The organism is Proteus vulgaris (genome assembly GCF_016647575.1).
In the GTDB taxonomy this organism is placed as follows: Bacteria; Pseudomonadota; Gammaproteobacteria; order Enterobacterales; family Enterobacteriaceae; genus Proteus; species Proteus mirabilis_B.
In genome coordinates, this window is sequence record NZ_CP032663.1 from 2,026,019 (window position 1) to 2,051,293 (window position 25,275).

Annotated in this window: 23 protein-coding genes; 6 read left to right on the forward strand and 17 right to left on the reverse strand. The window is 37.0% G+C overall.

Translation table 11 applies throughout. The annotated features are described in order from the left end of the window. The first annotated feature begins 56 nt into the window (after positions 1–56). Both D7029_RS09460 and D7029_RS09465 read left to right on the forward strand, forming a co-directional pair. Entirely contained in the window at positions 57–458 is a 402-nt protein-coding gene (locus D7029_RS09460; protein WP_194952535.1) for a RidA family protein, read from the forward strand. Continuing rightward, the gene (locus D7029_RS09465; protein ID WP_194952536.1) at positions 451–1,419 is read left to right on the forward strand and encodes a threo-3-hydroxy-L-aspartate ammonia-lyase; all 969 of its coding nucleotides are present in this window, start codon (positions 451–453) and stop codon (positions 1,417–1,419) included. Before D7029_RS09460 ends, D7029_RS09465 begins: the two co-directional genes overlap by 8 nt. Positions 1,420–1,540: 121 nt before the next feature. Here D7029_RS09465 and D7029_RS09470 read toward each other — a convergent pair whose 3' ends face one another. From D7029_RS09470 to D7029_RS09530, 13 genes are all read right to left on the reverse strand, one after another. Beyond that, positions 1,541–2,452 carry a dihydrodipicolinate synthase family protein gene (locus D7029_RS09470; RefSeq protein WP_194952537.1) on the reverse strand — a complete coding sequence of 304 codons (912 nt, stop codon included), beginning with the start codon at positions 2,450–2,452 and terminating at the stop codon, positions 1,541–1,543. Positions 2,453–2,470: 18 nt separating this feature from the next. After that, positions 2,471–3,076 carry a dihydroxyacetone kinase subunit L gene (locus D7029_RS09475; protein WP_228766763.1) on the reverse strand — a complete coding sequence of 202 codons (606 nt, stop codon included), beginning with the start codon at positions 3,074–3,076 and terminating at the stop codon, positions 2,471–2,473. 2 nt (positions 3,077–3,078) lie between these two features. Then, on the reverse strand, positions 3,079–4,074 hold the full coding sequence (locus D7029_RS09480) for a dihydroxyacetone kinase subunit DhaK (protein WP_194952538.1): 996 nt from the start codon (positions 4,072–4,074) through the stop codon (positions 3,079–3,081). Positions 4,075–4,222: 148 nt separating this feature from the next. Then, complete coding sequence (locus tag D7029_RS09485; RefSeq protein WP_194952539.1) at positions 4,223–5,713, reverse strand: tripartite tricarboxylate transporter permease; 1,491 nt, start codon at positions 5,711–5,713, stop codon at positions 4,223–4,225. Positions 5,714–5,728: 15 nt separating this feature from the next. After that, positions 5,729–6,166 (reverse strand): tripartite tricarboxylate transporter TctB family protein, encoded by a 438-nt coding sequence (locus D7029_RS09490; RefSeq protein WP_194952540.1) that lies wholly within the window; start codon positions 6,164–6,166, stop codon positions 5,729–5,731. A gap of 31 nt (positions 6,167–6,197) precedes the next feature. After that, the gene (locus D7029_RS09495; RefSeq protein ID WP_072068128.1) at positions 6,198–7,142 is read right to left on the reverse strand and encodes a tripartite tricarboxylate transporter substrate binding protein; all 945 of its coding nucleotides are present in this window, start codon (positions 7,140–7,142) and stop codon (positions 6,198–6,200) included. Further along, the gene (locus tag D7029_RS09500; protein WP_194952541.1) at positions 7,142–8,386 is read right to left on the reverse strand and encodes a PfkB family carbohydrate kinase; all 1,245 of its coding nucleotides are present in this window, start codon (positions 8,384–8,386) and stop codon (positions 7,142–7,144) included. Before D7029_RS09500 ends, D7029_RS09495 begins: the two co-directional genes overlap by 1 nt. A 313-nt stretch (positions 8,387–8,699) precedes the next feature. Next, entirely contained in the window at positions 8,700–9,014 is a 315-nt protein-coding gene (locus D7029_RS09505; RefSeq protein ID WP_075673103.1) for an AzlD domain-containing protein, read from the reverse strand. After that, positions 9,011–9,724, reverse strand: coding sequence for an AzlC family ABC transporter permease (locus D7029_RS09510; RefSeq protein ID WP_228766764.1), 714 nt, complete (start codon positions 9,722–9,724; stop codon positions 9,011–9,013). The genes D7029_RS09505 and D7029_RS09510 overlap by 4 nt, the downstream gene beginning before the upstream one ends. Before the next feature lie 129 nt (positions 9,725–9,853). Beyond that, positions 9,854–10,708 (reverse strand): AraC family transcriptional regulator, encoded by an 855-nt coding sequence (locus D7029_RS09515; RefSeq protein WP_194952542.1) that lies wholly within the window; start codon positions 10,706–10,708, stop codon positions 9,854–9,856. A gap of 82 nt (positions 10,709–10,790) precedes the next feature. Then, positions 10,791–11,801: a LacI family DNA-binding transcriptional regulator gene (locus D7029_RS09520; RefSeq protein ID WP_194952543.1), complete on the reverse strand. Its 1,011-nt coding sequence runs from the start codon at positions 11,799–11,801 to the stop codon at positions 10,791–10,793. A gap of 63 nt (positions 11,802–11,864) precedes the next feature. Beyond that, the gene (locus D7029_RS09525) at positions 11,865–13,271 is read right to left on the reverse strand and encodes a sucrose-6-phosphate hydrolase (protein ID WP_194952544.1); all 1,407 of its coding nucleotides are present in this window, start codon (positions 13,269–13,271) and stop codon (positions 11,865–11,867) included. Next, on the reverse strand, positions 13,272–14,642 hold the full coding sequence (locus D7029_RS09530) for a sucrose-specific PTS transporter subunit IIBC (protein ID WP_088495538.1): 1,371 nt from the start codon (positions 14,640–14,642) through the stop codon (positions 13,272–13,274). It abuts the gene before it with no gap. Between the two features lie 677 nt (positions 14,643–15,319). On the opposite strand from D7029_RS09530, the gene dmsA reads away from it, so the two are divergent. The 4 genes from dmsA (at position 15,320) to D7029_RS09550 (ending at position 20,587) form a co-directional block, all read left to right on the forward strand. Further along, positions 15,320–17,758 (forward strand): dimethylsulfoxide reductase subunit A, encoded by a 2,439-nt coding sequence (gene dmsA, locus D7029_RS09535; RefSeq protein WP_194952545.1) that lies wholly within the window; start codon positions 15,320–15,322, stop codon positions 17,756–17,758. An 11-nt stretch (positions 17,759–17,769) separates the two neighbouring features. Continuing rightward, positions 17,770–18,387: a DMSO/selenate family reductase complex B subunit gene (locus D7029_RS09540; RefSeq protein ID WP_023582154.1), complete on the forward strand. Its 618-nt coding sequence runs from the start codon at positions 17,770–17,772 to the stop codon at positions 18,385–18,387. Between the two features lies 1 nt (position 18,388). Then, positions 18,389–19,252 (forward strand): DmsC/YnfH family molybdoenzyme membrane anchor subunit, encoded by an 864-nt coding sequence (locus tag D7029_RS09545; protein ID WP_194952546.1) that lies wholly within the window; start codon positions 18,389–18,391, stop codon positions 19,250–19,252. A 342-nt stretch (positions 19,253–19,594) separates the two neighbouring features. Further along, entirely contained in the window at positions 19,595–20,587 is a 993-nt protein-coding gene (locus tag D7029_RS09550; protein ID WP_088495522.1) for a tyrosine-type recombinase/integrase, read from the forward strand. Positions 20,588–20,695: 108 nt separating this feature from the next. Here the strand turns inward: D7029_RS09550 and D7029_RS09555 are convergent, their stop codons facing one another. The 4 genes from D7029_RS09555 to D7029_RS09570 form a co-directional block, all read right to left on the reverse strand. Then, positions 20,696–22,147, reverse strand: coding sequence for an AMP nucleosidase (locus D7029_RS09555; RefSeq protein WP_194952547.1), 1,452 nt, complete (start codon positions 22,145–22,147; stop codon positions 20,696–20,698). Between the two features lie 65 nt (positions 22,148–22,212). Next, entirely contained in the window at positions 22,213–23,502 is a 1,290-nt protein-coding gene (locus D7029_RS09560) for a hypothetical protein (RefSeq protein WP_194952548.1), read from the reverse strand. A gap of 135 nt (positions 23,503–23,637) precedes the next feature. Next, complete coding sequence (locus D7029_RS09565; RefSeq protein WP_194952549.1) at positions 23,638–24,546, reverse strand: AEC family transporter; 909 nt, start codon at positions 24,544–24,546, stop codon at positions 23,638–23,640. Between the two features lie 191 nt (positions 24,547–24,737). Then, positions 24,738–25,223 carry a GNAT family N-acetyltransferase gene (locus D7029_RS09570; protein WP_194952615.1) on the reverse strand — a complete coding sequence of 162 codons (486 nt, stop codon included), beginning with the start codon at positions 25,221–25,223 and terminating at the stop codon, positions 24,738–24,740. Positions 25,224–25,275: the final 52 nt, after the last annotated feature.

A 25,275-nucleotide genomic window follows, 5' to 3' on the forward strand; every position in this document is an offset into this window, starting at 1 on the left:
CATTGTGTATAAATAAGTATACATTTTATCTAACTTAAGTGAAATAGGAAACCGCAATGACCTCACATCTTACACTACAAAATATTGATGCCCTCTCATCTCCTGGTGGGCATTACTCTCATGTTGTTACTGCAAATAATATGTCGTTTGTTTCTGGATTATTGCCCTTAGATAAACAAGGTAATCCATTGGCAGACAAGCCTGTTGAAGTCCAAATCACACAAGTGCTTGAAAACTTAAATGCTTGTCTTCTCGGAATTAATGCAAAGAAAACCGATATTGCTCAAATTAAAGTCTATGTGACAGATATTAACGAGTGGCCTATTGTTAATGAGCTATATGCAAAATGGATTGGTGAACACAGACCAGCAAGATTAGTCGCAGGTGTAAAAGAACTGCACTTTGGAAGCAAAATTGAAATTGAAGCCGTCGTGATCAAGGAGCAATCTCATGAATAAGTTGCCTATTCCTACCTATAAAGATGTTGCACAAGCCCATCAACGTATTCTGCCTTATCTTAATAAAACACCTGTTTTAACCTCTCGCACGATAAATGAGCTAACAGGGGCGCAATTTTATTTTAAATGTGAAAACTTTCAACGAATGGGTGCATTTAAATTTCGTGGTGCGATGAATGCATTATCACAATTTACCGCAGAACAACGTAAAAATGGTGTTGTGACTTTCTCATCAGGTAATCATGCTCAGGCAATTGCCTTATCGGCAAAGCTATTAGGTATTCCTGCAACAATTATCATGCCTGAAGATGCACCAAAGGCAAAAATGGACGCAACAAAAGGCTATGGTGGTCGTGTGATCACTTATAATCGTTATACTGAAGATCGTGAAAAAATTGGACAACAATTAGCACAAAAAGAAGGTCTAACATTAATTCCACCTTACGATCACCCTCATATTATTGCGGGACAAGGTACTGCTGCCAAAGAGCTGTTTGATGAAATTGGTGAATTAGATATGCTATTTGTTCCATTAGGTGGTGGTGGATTACTTTCTGGCTCTTTATTATCAACCAAAGCCCTTTCACCCGATTGTAAAATCTTTGGCGTTGAACCTTTAGCAGGAAATGACGGACAACAATCATTACGCAAAGGCGAAATCATTCATATTGATACTCCGAAAACAATTGCAGATGGCGCACAAACTCAGCATCTAGGCAATTATACTTTTGAGATCATTCGTAACAATGTGGATGATATTTTAACTGCAACAGATGAAGAGTTAATTTCGGCTATGCAGTTTTACGCTCAGCGAATGAAAATGATTGTAGAGCCAACGGGTTGTTTAAGTTTAGCGGCAGCTCGTCAATTCGGTGATAAATTAAAAGGTAAGAAAATTGGTATTATTATCAGTGGCGGTAATGTCGATATCGCACAATACGGTCACTTTTTAGCACAATAAACCATTGCACCTTATGTATGTTTTGGTTTTAAAAAAGCAGTATAGAAAAGCCTATACTGCTTAAAAGGATCAACATACAACCAATCAACTAAAATAACGGGGACGTTTGTTTAACCACTATTTAATTAAGTGAAAAAGTGATGCCTGCTTCTTTACATAATTGAGTTAGATTTTCTTTTAACTGTTGATTTTCTTCAGACAATAAATCAAGTTGTGGCAAACGCATATGGCCGCCTTCTAAACCACGCATGGTTAATGCTGATTTAAATATTGCCATATTCGCACCAGACTTAAGTGCATCACTAAATTTCACACAAAATTGTTGCCAATGTTTCGCTTCTGGATAGTTACCAGCAATATAGGCTTTATACATATTCACAAATGGCTCAGGGAACACACAAGCACAACCTGAAACTGTACCATCACAACCTGCATCTAATAATCCTAAGAATAATTTGTCGTAACCGTGAAGAACTGAAAAACCCTCTGCAACAGCAAGGTAACTTAATGTTGTATTGTTATCAGCAAAACTGTATTTAATACCAATTACATTTTTACACTGTTGTTGTACTCTTGCCGCTAATTCAGGCTTTATATTATTTGCGGCACATTGTGGAATGTTATACAGGTAAACAGGGAAATTATCCGGTACGCTGTTTGCCACTGTCACAAAATAGTTTTCTAATTCTCTGTCTGTCGCACCAAAAAATTGTGGCGTTACCACACCAATACCATCAGCACCAATTTCAACTGCGTGTTTGGCTAACTCAATGGTTTCATTTAATGTCATTGCACCAACATGAATAAAAACAGGTAAACGTTTATTCGCTGTTTCGACAACGGTTTTTGCAACATTTTTACGTTCTAATGCGGATAAACGCAACATCTCGCCCGTTGTACCACAAGGATAAAGACAATCGACACCCTTGGTTACTAACATTTCAGTCAATGCAGATAACGCTTTAATATCCACTTGATCGTTCAAATCAAACGGAGTAACCATTGCCACTGTAACGCCAAATAATTTTTTCATATAAAGACCTTTATTAAATCAGATTGCTTCAACAATAACTTTAATTGCCAACATGCCAGGATCATCTAACCCAATAGATTTTTCTGGGAACATACGAGCTCGACCTAATAAATTAGGTTTTTGGCGGAATTCATTAAGCGTGCTATCGACACTCTGTAATGCGGTTGTTTTTAGTTTATCGATAGCTAATGTTGGTTTTAGCGCTTCAGATAAATGGTAAAGAATATCGAGGACGGATTTTTGTCCTAATTCCCCTTTCCCTCTCGCCATCATGCTTTGATATGCAACCGTTAATAATGGCGAAATGTCGGAGGGCGATATTTCTTGAAGCTGGTTTTCCTTGCAATATTTTGCCATTGCCATAAAAGCCGTTGCTTGCAATGTACCAAAAGAAGAAGCACAGGCTTTTTGTAATGATTTACTGCATTGAAAAAGTGCTTTGCTGAGATCATCAGGCCAATCTTGCGAATCGTCAGCAATTTGTCGCCAGCCTTTTTGCATGGTGATCCCTAAATCTCCATCACCTAGGCGGCTATCTGCTTCACAAAGCATAGATTGAGATTGTTCACAAGCTATAGCGATACGAGCAACCGCTTGTTTGAGCATTTCAAGCGTAATATTCATCGCTATACCCTCCAGAATGCACAATGAGCCGGTGCATTCATCAAGGCTTCTAGCTCATCATCCAGTTTGCACAATGTTAAACTTGCCCCTGTCATTTCCATAGATGTGGCATAACGACCGACCAATGGATGCACAATGGTTGAACCTGTTTTATTAATCAGTTGTGCAATTTTGTTGTACAGAATATAAAGCTCTTCTAATGGCGTTGCGCCTAAAGAGTTAACTAATACAGAAACTTTATCGCCTGTTTTTAATGATAATTCTGCTTGTAAACGCTCGAACATCTCTTGTGCAATATCATCCGCACTGCGTAATTTATCACGCCAAATTCCCGGCTCTCCGTGAATGCCCATCCCCATTTCCATCTCATCTTCACCAATTTCAAAAGTAGGATGTCCTACTGCGGGTAAGGTGCAAGATGTCAACGCACAGCCAATAGTTCGGGTATTTTCCATGGTTTTTTGAGCAATACGCGTGACTTCATCAAGCGTTGCTCCTTCTTCTGCTTTAGCGCCCGCCATTTTAAAACCATAGATCATCCCAGCAACACCACGGCGTTTGTGTGCTTCTTCTGGTTTTGCTGAAGCTACATCGTCAGCGGCTAAAACGGTTGTACAACGAATATCATCTTCAAAATCAACCGTTTCAGTCGCCATATCAAAATTCATGATATCGCCACCGTAATTACCATAAAGTAGCAATACGCCTAATCCGTTGTTCGCCTCACGAATAGCATCTGCCATTAAATCGGCAGAAGGTGAAGCAAAAACATCACCTACAGCGGCTGCATCGAGTAGCCCCTCACCAACATATCCGGTAAATACAGGTAAGTGACCTGAACCACCGCCAGTGACAATACCCACTTTGGGCTTATCTGTTTTTTTAGAACGAGTAATCAATCTTGGCTGTGGTTGGCGATAAATATCACTATGAGCAAGGCATAAACCTGCTAATGTTTCATCGACATAATTTTCTGGCTTATTTAATATTTTTTTCATGTGATCACCCGATATTTTTATTTATCTGCTGATTTCTGACACCTTAAATAAACTGACTTTATTTAAGGTGAGTTTTCCCTGACACTTAAAAAAGTATCTCTCTATGATTAATTGTTTAGTAATAAATATTGAGTATTGAATAAGTTAGTTATTTAGCTTTAAATGCACCTCTAATTTGCATTATTACAATGAGTAGAAATACACTTGCTAATACCATCGAAATAGGTCTGTTAACAAAATTAATTAAGTCACCATCAGATTTCATTAATGATGAGAGTAAATTCTTTTCTAACATTGGTCCCAAGATCATGCCCAAAATAATCGGTGATATTGGAAATTTTCGTTCTTGAAGAAAATAACCGATAACACCCATTACCAACATAACAACAATAGAAGACATTGTATTTGTGATTGCGTAAGAGCCGACAAGACTAAATAAGATAATTGCTGGATAAATAATCGCATTATCAATAGCAACAATCTTTTTCAATAAATTGACAACAATAAAAGCAATCGGTAATAAAATAAGGTTAGCGATAAAGAAGATAATAAAAACGGCATACAACTTATCAGGGTTGAATAAAAACAGTGTTGGTCCCGGTTGCATATCTTTCATATACAATACACCGATAATAATTGCAGCCGCAGAATCGCCCGGAATACCAAAGACTAAAGATGGGATCCAACTTCCTGCTAAACTTGCATTATTACTCGCTGAAGCATCAACAATACCTTCCTCAGAGCCATGGCCATATTTCTCTGGTTTTTTGGAAAGCTTTTTTGAAACCGCATAAGAGATCCATGCTGCAATATCGGCACCAGCACCGGGTAAAGCACCAATTAATGTTCCTATTATTCCGCTACGGAAAATACCGCCCTTACGCTGGCGAACAACACCACCAATCCCTTTAAAAATATTGTAAGAGTTATTTTCAGCATTCACTTCACTTAGTGTGATTTGCTTTTCTTTCCAGCGTTCAACGTAATATTTAATTGCACCTGAAATGGCAAATAATCCTATCATTGCTGGAATAAAGCTTACTCCTTGCATTAAAGAGACTTCACCAAAAGTAAAGCGTGCTTGTCCGGTAAATTCATCGTAACCAATAGTCGCTAATGCAATACCAAAAAACAGTGCTAATAAGCTTTTTCGAATATGTGAGCCTGAAACAATGGTTGCACAGCTAAGTCCAATTAAAGAGAGCCACATATATTCATAAGAGCTAAATTTTAAAGCAAACTCAGCTAAAATTGGTGCTGTGGACGCTAATATAATCGTACCGATAACGCCACCAATGACAGAGCTTGTTAACGACATACCTAATACACGGTTTGTTTTACCTTCTTTAACTAAGGAGTGTGCATCATTGGTATAAGCCGCCGATGCAGGTGTACCCGGAATATTTAATAAGGCACCAGGAATATCACCCGCAAATATAGAAGAGGCTCCGACAGAAATCATTAAGGCTAATGCAGGAATGGGATCAAGAAAAAAAGTAAATGGTACCATTAATGCGATTGCCATTGTTGATGTCAATCCGGGAATTGCACCAACAAATAAGCCAAATAAACAAGCACCAATAACGACAAGTATTGTTGTGTAATCAATATAAGCAAGTGCGCTAATTAATATATCCATACTGTTGTTCTCTATTTATGAAAATAGTTGAGGTAGCGGTACTAACAGTACAGCGGTAAATAAGTAATACACACCTAACACCACACTGGCTGAAATAATAAAACTATATATAGGTTTTGTTGTTGCATATTTCATCATTAACGGTGCTGTAATAATTAGACCCGTTAAAATAAAACCTAGATAATCTGATGCCAAAACATAAAAAAGAATAATGCCAATAATTAATAAGACAAATTTTATTTCATGCCATGAAACTAATGGAATATCACTTTCTTGATCACGTGAAAATATATCTATTAATGAAAATATAATCATGCCACCGCCAATAATAGAAGGCATAAATGCGGCACCATATTCACTAAAATCACCTAATGAATACGCACTATAAACAATAAGAAATAAACCAAAGCAACAGAATATTAGCGATAGAATATGACGATTTAGCATAGGCATAAAAACGGCTGTTATTCAGCCGTTTCCTCAGTTATTTCTTTATAATTTCGCCAAACTTTTTATCTTCATTGGCCATAAATTGAGTGGCATCATCGCCATATAATTCAATAACTTCAAAACCTTGTTTATTTGCAAACTCGGCTAGCTCACCAGAGGCATACACTTTTTTCATTGCTGCAGTGAGTTTATCTTGTACTTCTTTATCTAGCCCTTTTGGTGCAACTAGCATATTCCACGCTTGCAGATCCCAGTTATAAGGAGTGGCTTCTTTGAATAACGGTACATCAGGATAAAAAGCAGACTTCTCATTTGACATAATTGCCATATGCTTCACTAATCCAGCTTTTACCATACTGTCCGCTTCACCTAATGAAGACGTCACAATATCAACACCACCAGAAGCAAGCTCTTGTAATGCAGCACTTGCGCCTTGAGATGGAATAAAGCGAATGGCGTTATCAGGCAATCCTGCGGCACGTAACATACCAATCGTATTGAGATGCCAGATTGAATTTAAGCCACTACCCGATGCTTTTAATTTGCCTGGGTTTGCTTTCGCATAATCAATAATTTCCTGTGCATTTTTAAATGGCGAAGATTTTCCAACTTGTAATCCACCATAAATAACAGCAAGACGAGTGATCGGTGTGTAATCTTGATAAGTTAAATTCGTCATTCCCTGATGATGCATCATGGTAATTTCAACCGTTGCAATACCCAGCGTGTAGCCATCAGGTTTTGCATTTTTAATCGCATCGTGACCTACAACACCACTACCGCCGGTTTTATTTACCACGTTAACGGTCACACCCAATTCTTCTTGTAGTCCTTTAGCTGCTAAGCGTGCAACTGTATCAGTATTGCCTCCAGCAGCCCAAGGAACAACAATAGTAATCGGCTTTTCAGGGTATTGAGCAAAAGCCGGAAGTGTAAAAATGGAACTGCATAGGGTAAATGCCAGAAGTGTTTTTTTCATTATATGCACCTTTTCTCATTGCAGATTATTTGTGGTCGAATATCTTCGAGCCTTGATTTAAGGCGAGCCTGAACTTGAGAAAGCACAGGCATTGCTGTTACGCCTTTTTGTTCTATAAATGCAGAGAGGAAAGCACTGGCAAATAATACACTCTCATGCATTGTGCCTCCTGCCGCTATTTTTGAAGCAAATGCGCCGTTAAAAGCATCCGTGGCTGCCATCGTATCCACTCGCAACGATGGCATAGGGGGAATATGAAATGTGGCTCGTCCATCAAAATAGACCACACCAAGCTCATCCATATAGATAATCACTTTCTTGTTTTCATCACCTGAAATAACGCCAATAGCCTGTTTAGCATCATTAATGTCGTTTATTTCAATGTCAGCCCAATGTGATGCTTGATTGGCATTTAAGGTAATAAAATCAAGATTTGAATAGAGTTGCTTTAGGTTTTCGTTATAAGGCGCAACATTAAGTACGACTGTTTTATTAACGGATTTTGCAAACAGTGCAGCTTTAATATTGGCTTCTATATTAATTTCACCTTGGAGCAATAACACATCCGCTTCACTTACATAAGGTAAAGAAATATCAATCTCTTGATCTGAGAATGTATTGTTCGCCCCTAAATAAGTTGCTGTAATATTGTTTTGTGTTTTATCTGCCAAATAACTAATTGAACTACCTGTTGGTTCTATTTCTGTTTGAAAAATAGTAAAAGAATCAATTCCGCTTTCTTGTAAATATTTATAAGCGTATTTACTAAAATGATCTTCACCCACTTTCGTTATTAAGTGTACTTTCGCATCAGAAAAACTGGCAGCCATTGCCTGATTTGTTCCTTTGCCTCCGGGACCTATCGAGTTACTTTTAGAGTTAATTAACTCACCAACTTTTGGAAAAGAATCGACATTGGCAATAATATCGACCACAAACGATCCCAGTACACAGACTTTGCCTTCAGGCTTTCTATCTCTACGTTCTCTCACGATTAATAAATCGTGCAATAAACATGAAATATCAAAACTATCACTAAATTTACTTATTTTTTTAATTTCTTGTTTCCCTAGTATGGCGCCACCATGACAACGTTTGATCAACCCTTCTCCTTCAAGGTATTTCAAATCACTGCGGATAGTTTCCAATGTGACACTGAATTTCTCCGCAAGCTGAGCCACTTTAACTTTCTTTTGTTCCCTGATGATGGTGTAAATTTCCTGTCGCCGTTCTTCTGAAAACATATAAAGTGCCTCCGTATCATTGATAACGAGAATAAGGAGATCAGGTCAGTGATTCTGCGATGGTATTCAAAACAAAAAACCAAAAGCAAAAGCAAAACCAAATCGAAGCAATTTAGATCACATTTTTTTAACACAACATCAATTGGTATACGTTAAAAGTGAGAGGTGAAACGAGTCGAATAAAGAATGGTGATTAAGAAAAGAGAGGTAGAATCAGCCGTTCAAAGACGGCTGAAAAAATAACAACTTATATTATTACAGAAATGATAATTTTAAAATGTAAATGTCATGTTAAATAAAATCACCTTGATATTTAGTTTAACAAGGCATTGAGCAGATAAAAACCCACTAATGTGAGTAACACCACCACTAAGGTATTACGTATTTTAAGTGCTAATCCTACACATAATAAGGTTCCCCAAAGATAAGGATTATCTAAGATACCTTTAAATTCGCCCTTCTCTAACAGTACGATTGGCGCACAAATTGCTGTTAATAAACAAGGCGCAGAATATCCTAATGCTTGTCTGATCACTGACGGTAATTTGACGGGGATCGCCGGTTCAAGAAAGAAATAACGCAACATGAAAATGACCAGTGCCAAAATTAATAATAACGACCATGTCATTTTTGTTCTCCTCTTGCTCTAGCTACACAAACAGCAATAAACATGCCTGTTAATCCACCAATAACTACGCCACCTTCTATATTCAACCAACTGAAAATAATTGAGAGACAAAAAGAGACAATAACACCCACTAACGTGCTAAATGTTTTTATTAACGGAATAACAATCGCCAATAAAGTAGCAACAATAGAAAAATCAAGATGATAACGAGATAAGTCAGAAACTTGGCTTGCCATAATAATACCGACAATACTGACAGCTACCCACGCTAAATAAAAACATAATCCCGCACCTATCATATAAGCAGGTGTGAGTTTTACTTTAGGTTGTGCTGAAACAGCAAAAAGCTCATCCGTTAATAAAAAGCCTATCGTAATACGTTGGTACCATTTTAAATGGGCAACATGTGGACGTAAGGTCAACCCGTATAAAAGATGTTGTGCTGTAATAAAAAAAACAGAAACAATAATAGTCAGCATTCCTGCACCAGAAACCACTAATCCTAGTGTGACTAGTTGTGCTGCTCCTGCAAATATAATTGCAGACATTCCGACACTTTGTGCAAAGGTTAACCCTGCATCAACCGCCATTGAGCCCGCTAATATTCCCCAAGGAATAACTGCAAGGCATAAAGGCAAAACATGCAAAGCACCAAGGCCGAAAGCACGCATTACTTGCCCATCTTCATTATTATTTTTGATTTTTTCCATTTACCTGTCTTCACTTCTAATACATTAATTCTATGGAGAATGATTATCAGTCAGTAAAGATAAATGGGATTGTATAAAATTGCTATTTTGTTTTTTTATTACGCTGTACTTTTTTACTGTCATTTATTTTTACGATAATAAAGGGGATTTTAAAGAGGATGACAATCGAAGCCCTTTTAAATAATTACCCGGCGTGACACCAATGGCATTTTTAAAATGGCGATGGAAATGGCTTTGATCCGAAAAGCCACAAAGTTGTGTGACATCAGAAAGCGTATGACCTAAAGAAAGTAACTGTCTTGCTTTGCGAATTCGCGCTTGAATAAGCCAAGCGTGAGGCGTCATACCAATCTCTTTTTTAAATTGACGTAGAAAATGCCAAGGGCTTAAATTTACCATCTCCGCTAAGGTATTAAGTGAAAATTCATTTTCGGGTGCGTCATTCATTAATTCACTTACCCATTGCAACCGTTGCCCTATTGCACTCAACGGCTTTTCTTGAATTCGTGTTTTGCTATAACGCAATATCAACATTGCCATTGTTGAAAGTAACAGCGACTCTTTAAGTAGAAAATTATTAGGTTGTTCTAATAATGAAAAGAGCAATAAAAGCTGCTGGCTTAAACCTGGATCGTGAATAACGGCATCTGGAAACCACGGTGTTGAACCACGTTCTTGTTGCAAATCACGCGTTAATGTTTGCAGATATTCTGGTGTGGGATAAATAGCTTGATACGCCCAGCCAGATTCAACCGCAGAAGAGCCTGTGTGGATTTCATCTGCATTGACAATAATGATATCGCCTTTAGGTGCGATATGTTCGCTTCCTGTTCGATAAAACTGTTGTGCGCCATCGTCAATAACTCCGATACAAAAGCCTTCATGAGTATGGCGCGAGAAAGTTTGATGTAGATATTCAGCTTGCAGATAAGCAAGGCTATTAAGCTCAGGAAGGTGAATAAGTCTAGCCTGCTCTTGTCGCATTGAATATTGACTCCATCAACAATAAAAATCATCAGCTTGTATCATAAACACTATACTGATGATTGCATAAAATTGCTCAATCTTACTCATGCCGTTGATGAATTTTTGCTGGAACAAAAATTTGATGAACTTCTAAATTTGTCTGGTTAATTAGTCCCATAACCAGTCGGAAACAGTGTGACGCTAATTCAGGATTATTTTGTGCAACAGTATCTATTGGTATTGATAATGAATCATACAAATAGTGATCATCAAAACCTGCTAAATAGACTTCATTTTGCATAATTTTATTTTGACTTAGATAGCGCAACACGCCATCTAATAAGCCACAAGCAGAAGTAAAAACAAACTTAGGCGATCGCCCTAGCGATGCACACAAAGAGCCAAACATTTCATAACCTGAACTTGGGTGATAATGCCCATGAATGATCCACTCTGATTTCAGATTAATATTTGCTTGTGAAAGCCCTTGCGTAAAACCTAAAAGACGATCTTTAGTCGGTGAAAGCGTTGATTGTCCACCTAAAAAGTAAAACTCATCAATGCCTTTTGTCGAAGCAATTTCTGCAATAAGTTGTTGTGTTGCCGTAATTGAATCGGTGACAACAAAAGGCAGTGTTGTTCCTTCAAAATAACGGTCAAATAACACAACAGGTATTTGTTTACTTAAACGTTGATATTCAACATCGCTTTGTAAACAAGAAGCGACAATCAAACCGTCGATTTGTCGTGATAATAGATGTTCTATTGCTAGCGTTTCTTGAGCCGCATTTTCATCAGTACAAGAAATAAGTAATTGAATACCCGCTTCTCTACATAATATTTCTAGCTCATAAGCCACGGAAGCAAAACCATAATTAGTAATATCAGGAATAACTAATCCCAACGCATAACTACGATTATCACGTAAAGAGCGAGCGTGAATATTAGGTTGATACTGATATTGTTCCGCAATGGTCGTAATACGCGCAATGGTATCATCAGAAACACGCATCTCTTTACCTCGGCCATTTAACACTAAACTTGCCGTTGTTTTTGAAACACCCGCTAATTTTGCAATATCGGTGATCGTGATACGTTTTTGTTTTTTCACTGTTATTCTACTTAATGTCACGTTCGCTGAACTTAAACTGTTTTATCGTTTATATAGTCGTATTTAACTAAGTAATGCATTCTTTAGTTGCCAAGTTGTGAGGTTTATTGTGTCTTTCCCCAAGAAACAGATAGTCTGTTTTTCTGAAGGAAAAAAACGGCTACTCATCACGCCAGCTCCACCATTAAAGAAAATTTCCACACTAGAATTATCACATAATATTTGAAGATGTTTTATATCACCAGACCAGAAACGTGATTGCCACTCTCCGTTTTTGACACTACGGCGTTTTAACACGGCTTGGTTGTTTTTAATAGTGAAAACAAGAGTATCAGAAAAATGAATAGCGAGAGAGCCGAATAGTTCTACTTCAAGTTCAAACGAAAATCCATTAATGTCTGGCGCATCATCAGCCAAACCTTGCCAATATACTGGCTTTTGTCTGAGTTGCTGTAACTCTTTTACGGGTTGTTGATAAAGCTTATTTTCTTTTATATATAATTCACGAGGGCATGTCATTTGATGTATCCAACCATTAGCAATAGTCGGTTGATACATTTCTTCTCCATCAGGAACCCCCATCCAACCAAATAATAGACGTCTACCATTAGCTAGTGTTGTTTGAGGTGCATAAAATTCAAAACCAGCATCTAGCTCAATTAAATCACCATATTGGAATTGCAGGGTTGAATAATCAAAATCTCCTATTAAATAGGCGCTAGGGTGAGAATTTAAAAATCGATGTTGCTCTTTTTTTATTCCCTGAGGACAAGCTAATAAAATAAAGTGTCCATCAAGCTCAAAGAGATCTGGGCATTCCCACATATAACCCACGTCATTTAAACCACCTAAATGACTTCCGGCTAACTCGCCGACTAATTGCCATTGATATAAGTGAGATGCACGATAAAGTAAAACTTTACCCTGTTTATCTAACGTTTGTGCGCCTAATACCATGTACCATACATTGTTATATTGCCAAATTTTAGGATCACGAACATGACCACTATAACCTTCTGGTAGCCCTAAGACTGGCCCTAACTTATCAAAACCTCCTTGTTTATTTTCTACGGCTAAACATTGCCAAGCTGTGCGTGAGCCATCTTCAAATTTTACATTACCGGTATAACAAAGAGTTAATTGCCCTTGATGGATCACCGCACTACCAGAATAACAGCCATCTTTGTCATAAAATTCATCAGGCAATAACGCAATGGGTTGATGTTGCCAAGTAATAAGATCCTTTGAACGCCAGTGCCCCCAACATTTATTTTTATGCTCACAAGACAAAGGGTTCCACTGATAAAACAGATGATAGTATTCACCATCAAAGCAAAATCCATTGGGATCATTTAATAATCCCGTTACTGGTGCTAAATGCCAATGAGGATAGTATTTATCTTTTACAGCTTTAGTACTATTACGCATAACCGCTTGTAAAATTGCAGATAACCCTTCGCTTTTTATCATTTATGCAGACTCCACTTTATATTTCAGTAAAAGAGAAAGAACAAAGGCTGTTAAGAATGCAATCACTAAACCAATAACATAATTCATAATTGAACCTGCTTGTACAATCGCGATACCCGGAATAGCAGTAAGACCAACCGCGGTCATATAAACATGAGAACCGACAACCCAAGCGCCTCCAGCAGCACCGCCAATTAACGCAGCAATAAACGGTTTTCCATAACGTAAATTAATCCCGAAAATTGCCGCTTCAGTGATACCTAACATAGCGGAAAAACCTGATGGGATTGTGATAGCTTTAATTTTTGCATCATTGGTTTTAAACCAAACGGCAATACAAGCACCACCTTGAGCAATATTCGCCATTGCCCAAATAGGTAATAAGAAATTAACCCCAATATTAGGATTGCCTAGTAAACCGGCTTCAACCGCATGAAAACTATGATGGATGCCTGTAATAACAATCACAGAGTAGAGTCCACCAAAAATCAGCCCCGCAATCCAGCCGGCTTGTGTAATCAAGGTACTTAAGATTAATGAAATACCATCGCCTAAAAGACGACCGACTGGGCCAATGACTAATAACGCAACAAATCCCGAAATAATAACGGTTAAAAATGGAGTGATAATTAAGTCTAGGGCGTTAGGAACAACTTTACGTAATTGTTTTTCCAATACACTCATAAACCAAACGGCAAGTAATACTGGGAAAACAGTGCCTTGATAACCAATCATGGCAACTTCTAATCCAAAGAAATTCATGGTGTTAAAACCCGCAGCAACACCCCACGCATTAGTTAATGCGGGATGCGTTAAAATTCCGCCGAGTGTCGCACCAAGATAAGGGTTTCCGCCAAACTCTTTTGCGGCTGTGAAACCAATTAAAATAGGTAAAATAATAAATGCCGCAGAGCTACACATATCAAGCATGATATAGAGTGCATTATCAGGACTTACCCATTGGTTAGTTTTCATTAATCCCAATAATCCCATTAATAAACCTGACGCTACAATGGCGGGAATAATGGGTACAAATATATTAGAAAGCAGCCTTGCTATTCGTTGAAATGGATTGAGCTTTTTAGCCGCAATATTGGCAGCTTCGGATTTACTTGATTCACCAATACCCGCTGCCGCAATAAATGCAGCATGTACTTTATTAACGAGACCTGTGCCAAAGATAACCTGAATTTGTCCTGCATTACTAAAACACCCTTTCACACCCTCTAATTTATTTATTGCTTCTTTATCTGCTTTTGAGTCATCAACAAGAACAAGCCTTAAGCGCGTAGCGCAATGTGCTGCACTTGCGATATTTTCAGCACCACCTAATAAAGGCACAAGCTGGTGAGCAACTTTTTCAATATTCATCATAGCCTCTGTCATTCTTTTTTATTTATGTAGCGAGTATTAGTTTAATTACAAAAACTAAACCGGTTTAGCTAACAACTAGATTAAATAAAAATCAATTCAAGATAGCAATAAAAACTCAGGTAAAGGGTATTTAATTGTGATCTAAACTACAAAAAAGCGTGTTTATTAATCAAATTAAGACCTCTAAAAGTAATTAACAATATCGGAAAGCTAAACAAATTTTAATTTTTGTTTAGCTAAATAGGTTAATTGGTTGTTAGATAATTATAGCTTCTAAAAATGATAGCTAAAGATTAATAAAAATGACTATTGGACTAAGAAAATCATATAGATAGAAACAAGAAAATACGCCCAACAAATGTTACTGATAACATCAAAACACTTAATTAATCGTTATATATTTATTTATATAAAGCTATTAATCAAATGATTAAATATAACTAATACAAAAGCTTAAGATGACCTTAAAAACTGGTAACACTTGTAATAAATCACTTTTCTTTGATGTAAAGCAACTACAACTTTTAGAAAATACGTAGTATCCACATTAACAGTTGGGTTTTATTGCCTACGTTAAAGTGCTTATTTCTTAACAACAATAACAATAATTATTTCTTTATAAGCTTGTTAGCTTCTATTTTTTCTTAAAATGTAAATAATCAAGTGAGTAATGTATGAAAAACATCAAAGAGATGGCGTTACTTTCCACTCCTTTATCTCGCCGTCGTTTTGTCAAAACGGGTGCAGCGGGTGGTTTAGCAATAACCGCTGGTGGATTATCACTCCCCTTTAATCAAGCCGTTGCCTCAGAAACAAAACCAGCAACCAACAGTGAAAAAGTCGTGTGGAGCGCCTGTACTGTAAACTGCGGTAGCCGTTGTCCATTACGTATGCATGTGGTTGATGGTGAAATTAAGTACGTCGAAACTGACAACACTGGCAATGATGTCTACGAAGAATTACACCAAGTTCGTGCCTGTTTACGTGGCCGTTCTATGCGTCGTCGCGTTTATAATCCAGACCGTTTACGTTACCCGATGAAACGTGTAGGTAAACGCGGTGAAGGTAAGTTTGAACGTATTTCATGGGATGAAGCATTTGATACTATTTCAAATACCATGAAACGTTTAATTAAAGATTATGGTAATGAATCTATTTATCTAAACTACGGCACTGGTACTTTAGGTGGCACCATGACGAAGTCTTGGCCACCAGGTGCAACATTAATTGCACGTTTAATGAACTGTTGTGGTGGTTATCTTAATCACTATGGTGACTATAGTACGGCGCAAATCGCGGCTGGCTTAAACTATACCTATGGTGGTTGGGCAGATGGTAATAGCCCTTCAGATATTGAAAACACCAAACTCGTCGTGATGTTCGGTAATAATCCGGGCGAAACACGTATGAGTGGTGGCGGTGTTACCTATTACGTTGAGCAAGCGCGTGAAAAATCTGATGCTCGAATGATTATCATCGATCCACGCTATACCGATACAGGTGCAGGCCGTGAAGATGAATGGATACCTATTCGTCCGGGAACAGATGCTGCATTAGTCAATGCTCTAGCTTATGTCATGATCAAAGAAGACTTAGTTGATAAGCCTTTCTTAGATAAATATTGTGTTGGTTACGATGAAACCACTATGCCCGAAGGTGCGCCAAAAAATGGTCACTATAAGGCCTATATTTTAGGTGATGGCGCAGATGGTCAGCCCAAAACCCCAGAATGGGCAGCGCAGATCACCGGTATTCCTGCTTCACGTATTGTTAAATTAGCACGTGAAATCGCAACAGCGAAACCAGCTTATATTACACAAGGCTGGGGACCTCAACGCCGTTCTAACGGTGAGCTTGCTTCTCGCGCTATTGCGATGCTCTCTATTTTAACGGGTAATGTGGGAATTAACGGCGGTAATACTGGTGCTCGTGAAGGCTCTTACAGTATTCCTTTTGTTCGTATGCCGACTTTAACTAACCCTGTCACCACCAGCATTTCCATGTTTATGTGGACGGATGCTATTTTACGTGGTCCTGAAATGACCGCGACCCGTGATGGTGTTCGTGGTAAAGACAAACTTGATGTACCTATCAAAATGGTATGGAACTACGCGGGTAACTGCTTAGTTAACCAGCATTCTGAAATCAATCGTACTCATGATATTTTGCAAGACGATAAAAAATGCGAAATGATTGTGGTGATTGATAACCACATGACAGCATCTGCTAAATATGCCGACATTCTACTTCCTGATTGCACCGCATCAGAACAGATGGATTTCTGTATGGATGCTTCAGCGGGTAATATGGCTTATGTTATTTTCGCTGATCAGGCAATCAAACCTCGCTTTGAAAGTCGCAATATCTATGAAATGACAAGCGAAATTGCAAAACGTATGGGTGTGGGTGAAAAATTCACTGAAAACCGTACTCAAGAAGAGTGGTTACGTCATCTTTACGAGCAATCTCGTCAAAACTTACCTGAACTGCCGACTTTTGAAGAATTCCGTGCTCAAGGTATCTTCAAAAAACGCGATCCTGAAGGTCATCACGTTGCCTATCGCAAATTCCGTGAAGATCCTGAAAATAACCCATTAACCACGCCATCAGGCAAAATTGAGATTTATTCTTCTCAACTTGCCAACATTAAAGCGACATGGGAACTGGCGTCTGACGATGTGATTGATCCACTGCCTGTCTATTCCGCTGGCTTTGAAAGTTATGGCGATCCGACAATGGAAAAATATCCATTACAAATGACAGGATTCCACTATAAATCACGCACTCACTCAACTTATGGCAACGTTGATGTCTTAAAAGCAGCTTGCCCTCAAGAAATGTGGATCAACCCTGTTGATGCCTCTAAACGCGGTATCAAACACGGTGATTTAGTGCGTATTTATAACGATCGTGGTGAAGTTCGAATTAATGCAAAAGTCACACCTCGTATTTTACCGGGCGTTGTCGGTTTAAGTGAGGGGGCTTGGTATAACCCAGATAGCAACCGTATCGATCATGCAGGTAGCATTAACGTGTTAACGACACAACGCCCTTCACCTCTCGCTAAGGGTAATCCTTCTCACAGTAATCTTGTTGAAGTCGTCAAGGCGTAAGGAGTCTGGTTATGTCAACGCAATATGGTTTTTATATTGATTCAAGTCGTTGCACCGGCTGCAAAACCTGCGAACTGGCGTGCAAGGATTTTAAAAATTTATCCCCTGAGGTCAATTTCCGCCGTATCTATGAATATGCAGGTGGTGATTGGACAGAGCAAGATGGTGTTTATACACAAAACGTTTTTGCTTATTACTTATCTATTTCGTGTAACCACTGTGACGATCCCGCTTGTGCCAAAGTTTGCCCAAGTGGTGCGATGCATAAACGTGAAGATGGCTTTGTTGTCGTTAACGAAGATATTTGTATCGGTTGTCGCTATTGCCATATGGCTTGCCCTTACGGCGCTCCGCAATTTGATGAAGTCAAAGGTCATATGACCAAATGTGATGGTTGCTATGAACGTGTAGCCGAAGGCAAAAAACCAATTTGTGTCGAATCTTGCCCACTGCGTGCATTAGATATGGCACCGATTGAAGAGTTACGCGCTAAATATGGTGATTTAGCTGAAATCGCCCCGCTTCCTTCAGCAAAATACACCAAGCCAAATATTGTCCTTAAATTAAATGCCAATAGCCGTCCTGTGGGTGATACCACTGGTCATCTGGCAAACCCAGAGGAGGTGTAAGATGGTGGGATTGCATGAATGGCCACTAATGTTTTTTACCGTTATCGGTCAAAGTGTTGCTGGCGCTTTTATTATTATGGGATGCGCTATTCTTTCGGGTAAGCTTTCAGCAGAAATGAACCGAAAAGTGCATTACAGCATGTTTGGTCTTTGGGCATTAATGGGTATTGGTTTCTTGCTCTCCATGATGCATATGGGAACGCCATTACGTGCATTTAACTCATTGCTTCGTTTTGGTCACTCATCATTAAGTAATGAAATTGCCAGCGGTTCAATTTTCTTTGCACTGGGTGGTATTTACTGGTTACTGGCTGTACTTAATAAAATGCCGGCTGCATTAGGTAAATTATGGGTCGCGCTGGTTATGGTATTAGCCGCATTATTTATTACGGCTATCTCTCGTGTATACCAAATTGATACTGTTCCAACGTGGTATAACAGCTACACCACATTTAATTTTGTGCTGACAGCCTTTATCGGTGGCCCTATTTTAGCGGCACTTTTAATGCGGATTGCAGGCTTTAATCTAAACTGCGTCAGTGCATTGCCATTATTAAGTGTTATCGCAATTGTTGTGAGTGCCATTGTGGCAACATCACAAGGTTTTGAATTAGGTTCTATTCAAACCTCTGTACAAAAAGCGGTAGATTTAGTCCCTAACTATGGTGCTTTAATGGGAATTAATTTACCTTTAGAAACTGCTGCTCAAAATGCACTTGATGAAGTTAAAGCTATTAATGGTAGTGGCGGTGTTATCGTATTAGATAAAACAGGTAACTACACAATGAGTTTTAATTCTGAAGGTATGTATCGTGGCACAATTGGTAACGACGGAAAACCTGTTGTTGCAATTTATAAAGAGTAAATTTAAATAGCTATTGATTATTTCGCACCCAATTTTTGCCGTTATCTTCATTATTTTTAAGTCGATAAAAAGTGAAAGTTTTGGGTGCGAAAACGGTGTAATCACCCTTTTTCTCTTATTATTCTCTACTCTTTTTCCTAACGTCATTTATTACCGTTTTTTCCCTTAACTCAACTTGAAGACTATTCGCCCTAAAAAAGCTCACCAAACAATCAAATTGGTGGCAAAACAAACAAGATCGTTTCTACTTATTAAAATGATCCTTTGAAAAAGTAGCTTTTTTCTTTTTTGGATCTGTTAGAATATTCATTATGGTTATGTTGATTTAATAAGGAAATCACAGTGGAATTTCACCACGACGATCAGGAGTTAACACCTGAAACATCGCTAGTCTTGTCTGAAAAACAAGCATTATTGGATCTGAATGCAACATTCACCTCGCCCGCTCATACCAATCCTGCAATGGCATATTTAATGAGTTTAGGATCAAAACGTAGTCGTCAAACAATGGGATCGTTTTTAACTATTGTTGCTAAGATGATTGGTTTTTCTTCTCTTAAAAATTGCCAATGGGGAGCACTTCGTCGACATCATATTCAAGCTATTATTGATATGTTATCTGATGCCAATAAAGCCCCCGCCACTATCAATACTTATCTTGCTGCATTAAAAGGTGTCGCGTTAGAAGCTTGGGCAATGAAACAAATGGATACTGAAAGTTATCAGCATATCCGCCAAGTTAAATCGGTAAGAGGAAGTCGATTACCCAAAGGCAGAGCTCTAACTAGCAGTGAAATTCGTGCGTTATTTAGAAGTTGTGAAAAAGACAATTCATCGAAAGGTTTAAGAGATGCCGCAATATTAAGTGTGTTATTAGGTTGCGGATTACGTCGCTCAGAAATCGTCTCCATTAATTACGAGCATATTCAATTTCGTGATCAAGCTTTTCTTGTTAGAGGTAAAGGTAATAAAGAACGCATGTCTTATATGCCTGATGATACTTGGGATCGCGTTCAATTATGGATTGATGAAATAAGAGGCACACAAGATGGCCCTCTTTTCACTCGTATTCGCCGATTTGATGATGTCACCGATGAGCGGATCACCGATCAAGCCATTTACTATATTTTAGAAACTCGACAACAAGAAAGTGGTATTGATAAATTTGCTCCTCATGATCTACGAAGAACATTTGCCTCTGCAATGCTTGATAACGGTGAAGATATTGTCACTGTAAAAGATGCAATGGGACATGCCAGTATTATGACGACTCAACGTTATGATAGACGTGGAGATGATCGTTTAAGAAAAGCAGCTAGACATTTACGTTTTTAAGTTTTGTTTTTGAGTATCTTGCTTTTTAATAAGACAAAATACCCCCCAACTATAAACTAACTTCAAATTATAAGTCGTTTAAAACTGGGGGTTTCTTATTACTAAAGTTTATCTAAAAGGTGGTTCATTAAATGTTCTCAATTTACGAGAATGTAAGCTACCTTCCGCTTGTTTAAGCAACTCAATAGATTCAATACCAATCTGTAAATGCTCTGATACTGCACCTTCATAAAAATGGTTAGCCTGACCGGGTAATTTAATTTCGCCATGCAACGGTTTATCAGATACACATAATAATGTGCCGTAAGGAACTCGAAAACGATAACCTTGCGCTGCAATTGTTGCACTTTCCATATCAACAGCAACAGCGCGACTTAAGTTAAATCGTCTTGCTGAAACGGAAAAACGTAATTCCCAGTTACGATCGTCCGTTGTCACAACAGTTCCCGTTCTTAATCTTTGTTTTATTTCATGCCCCGGTTTTCCACTAATTATTTTTGTTGCGTCATACAGCGCACGTTGCACTTCAGCAATATTAGGAATTGGAATATCAGGTGGTAATACATCATCTAAAATATGATCATCTCGTAAATATGCATGTGCTAATACATAATCACCAAGTTGTTGGCTTTCACGTAAACCACCACAATGGCCAATCATTAACCAAACATGAGGACGTAAAATCGCTAAATGATCACAAATTGTTTTTGCATTTGAAGGCCCTACACCAATATTAACTAATGTTATTCCGGGGCCTTCTTTTGCAATTAAATGATAGGCTGGCATTTGATATTTTTTCCAAGTTAAATCGGATATTAACTTTTCAGGATCAACAGTTTCAGCCGTAATTTGTTGAAAACCAGCACAAGAAAGTGCGCAATATGGACTATTTTTATCTGCTACTTGCTCACAAGCCCAACGGACAAATTCATCAACATAGCGATTATAGTTAGTGAATAAAATATAAGGTTGAACATCTTCAGGCAATGTACCTGTGTAATGTTTTAAACGTGCCAACGAAAAATCTGTACGCAAGGCGTCAAAATGAGAAAGTGGTAAAATATCCCTATCACAAATTAATCCATCGGTAATTTCATCACCAATCTTAGATAAGTCAGTTGTCGGGAAATATTTAGCCAAAGAGGCACTCATTTTTCTATCAAAACCAACACCTGTTCCATCAATAACAAAAGGATAAGGAATTTCTTGTTTTGAGGCACTGACTTCAAAAGTTGTATAGTAGGCATCAGCAATAAGTTGCAATTGTTCTGATAAATAATTTTCAAATAAAGCGGGATTAGTAATAGTGGTAGAATAAGTTCCTGAGCGAGATAAACGCCCATAAGCTCTCGTTTTATCTTCTGTTTTTGTTTCACCAGACCAATATACCGTTAATTGAGGGTAAGCAAACAATCCTTCGGCTCTTTGTTTTACATCGGGTAATTTTCCAGATTGTGCATAATCAACAATTGCATTACGTAATGCATCAACGGCATTTTGATATTGTTGTTTTAGTTTGGTAATAACTGTTTGGATTTCAAGGTGATGAGGTTGCGACATAAAAAAAGCCTCTTACTTATTATTGATTTATAACCATAATAGCAAGAAGCCCCCTTTATCCCAAATCAAGATTTTAATAAACTGTATTCAACTTTACTTTCATTAGTTGAAATGGATAGTTTTTTCATTAGGTCAGGATTAAATTCAAATTTAATATTCATATTTTCTTCCAGCAAAGCAAATCTACTTCCTTTGTAATTAAATTTATCGCCAATTCTATCTGTTTTTCTTCTCTCTATTTCACTTTGATACAGAGCTAATGAAGCATCTAACGTTTCCTTTGATACAGGGGAATCGACAAAATTTTTCATATATAAATTCATAGAATTGTAATCAAAGTCATTTAAAATAAAATTTGATAGCTGACTCACTTTTTCAATATCAGATTCTGCAATTCTCTTTTTATTATTAACAATGATAGTGTATAAGTTACCTTCATTTTTTATATTAACAGATGTCTCTCCTGTAAAGGGGGAATACATTGAAGCAATCGGATCATGTTCTTCAAAAGAATCTTTTATCATTGGAAAAACACCTTGATTAAGCAACTCAAAAATAATCATAGTATCTTTATTATTTAATGGTTTTAATTTTCCCTCTAATACACTAATGTCAGATATATTTTCATTATTGAATTTTAAATCATATCTTGGAATATCTTTTTCTACCTGTTCCCTAAGGTTTTTGTACTTATGTTGATTTGCAGAATCATATATATTATCGATTAATTTCTTAGTATTAAGATTACCAAAATATTTTTCACTATTTTCTTTTAAATATTCACATTTATCATTAAATGATTTTTTCTCATCAAAACAATCAAGAGAAAAACCTTGTTTACTAAGAGGATTTTCATTAGCATCCATACACTCCATCAGAATCGCTCTAAATGCAATAAATTTTTCTTCAAAATTTATTTTTGTATTGTTTAATGTAGATAATTTATAATAGTTATTAATAAATGCGTCTAAATCTTCATTACTATAATTTTTTAAATCAAGATTTAGTTCATTTTTTATAGTTTCAATAAATGGCAAGATACTACTTTTAGACTTAATACTTTCATCTCCAAAATCAATCAGATAAAATATTTCATCATTATTCACACTATATTTGAAATTATTTTTATACTGTTCTCCAGCAAGTTTTTTTAGATGAAAGAAATCTTTATTTTTCTCAAAAATTGTTGCATCTTGGTTAAAGTAAATATTTTTAATTAAGGTTAATACTTTTTTTTGCTGACTAAACCCAAACCAATCTTTTATTTTTTCCCAAACACTCATTACATCAGACGGCGAATTATCTGATAATTTAGTTATTTTTTTATAATTGACACCTTCATTTAAAACCTTCATTTTAATTTTTCCATTTTTAACAAAATGAAAAATAAAGATAATAAAAAATATTATCTTTTTATATAAAAAAACATCACAAATTTATAGTTACTTAAAGATAAAGAATATTTCACTTAAATTGATGTCTCGAAAAAATTATCCTGATAGAAAACTTAATACGATAGGCAATGTAATTGCAGCAAACATTGTCTGAGATGTAATAATTCCCGCCATTAGTTCAGAGTCACCGCCTAATTGACGAGTTAAAATGTAAGAAGTTGGCGCTGTTGGAATAGAAAAGAAAATAACTAAAAGCATCATAACTAATGAAGATAGACCTAGAAAATAAGCAACGCTATATGCGATTACCGGTACTATAAGTAAACGGGTAACAGTGTTAATACCAATCATTTTGCTTTCTGCTTTTAGTGTTGATAGATGCAATGCTGCACCAATACAAATAAGGCCTAAAGGTAAACTCGTTGCGGCTAACAATTTCAAAAATTGATCGCTACCAAAAGGAAGCCCAACCCCTGACAAGTTTATTATGATGCCAATAACACAAGAGATAATTAAAGGGTTTTTTATGATAGGTAATATCAGCTGACGCAAAGTCACATTTTGCCCTGCTGTTAAACAAAGTACCGAGGTCACATTTGATAGGGGAACTAGTGTTGCTAAAATCAAAGCGGCTATTCCCAAACCTTCAACCCCAAATAAATCAGCAACAATTGCTAAACCTAAATAAGTGTTAAATCGAATATTGCCTTGAACAATTGCACCAAAGCGACCAGCAAACCACCCTGTTATTTTTTTCAAAATAACGCACAATATAGTGACAATTATGACAACAGAAAAAATAGCCCCAGCAAGGTGGGGTAATTGAGGATCCGATAAAGGTGCATTTGCCAAGCTATTTATCAATAAGGCAGGAAAAAGTAAAAAATAGTTAAGTTTTTCAGCTCCCACCCAAAATGCTGGTTCAAACGTTTTATTTCTTCTTAAAATTGCACCTAGCGCAATTAACGCAAATAACGGCCATAACGTTAATAACACATTTTGCATAATATTTATCCTAGATATACTGTGATACTTTACAATATCGCAACATCATGAGGATTGCTATTTTATGTTATTAATATAAAAGCTAATTCAAAAAATGATAAAAATAAATTTATACCGCATTTTAAGAATAGCTTTTTTATTATTAGTCCATTATAAAAACCATCCTTTAAAGATGATTAAAATACAATCAACTAATCTAAATCAATGTACATGCGGTAACAATGTAAATTTGCTTTCGCTAAATCAGAATAATAATCACGCTCTTCTAATGCTTTAAAACCCTGTTTTAAATAAAATAATACTGCATTAGGTGTTGCATCCAAAAACAATTTAGATTGCCCTCTCTTAATTGCCTCATGTTTCAGTTGCTTTAAAATTAGCCCTGCAAATCCTTTTCCCATGTATTCAGGCAATGTAAAAATAGCTTCAGCAAAACCAGTTTTAATATCTAAAAAACCCGAAGCAACAGGAATATTGTATTCTTGATAATCAATCACATAAAATGGATTATCAATAATAGCCTGCCGATATCCTTCAGGCATCTCATCAGGAGTCCAAGCGGCTAAAATCTCTGATGGATAAACATTTTCACAACCAAATCGCAATGCTTGATTTCGTAAATACCACAGCCTTTTTGCTTCCTGTGGTTCAGCGAGTCTAAGTTGAATCATACTCATTTCCATCTTATTCATTAGAATTAAGAGCCTCAAATTAGTGAAATAATTTATT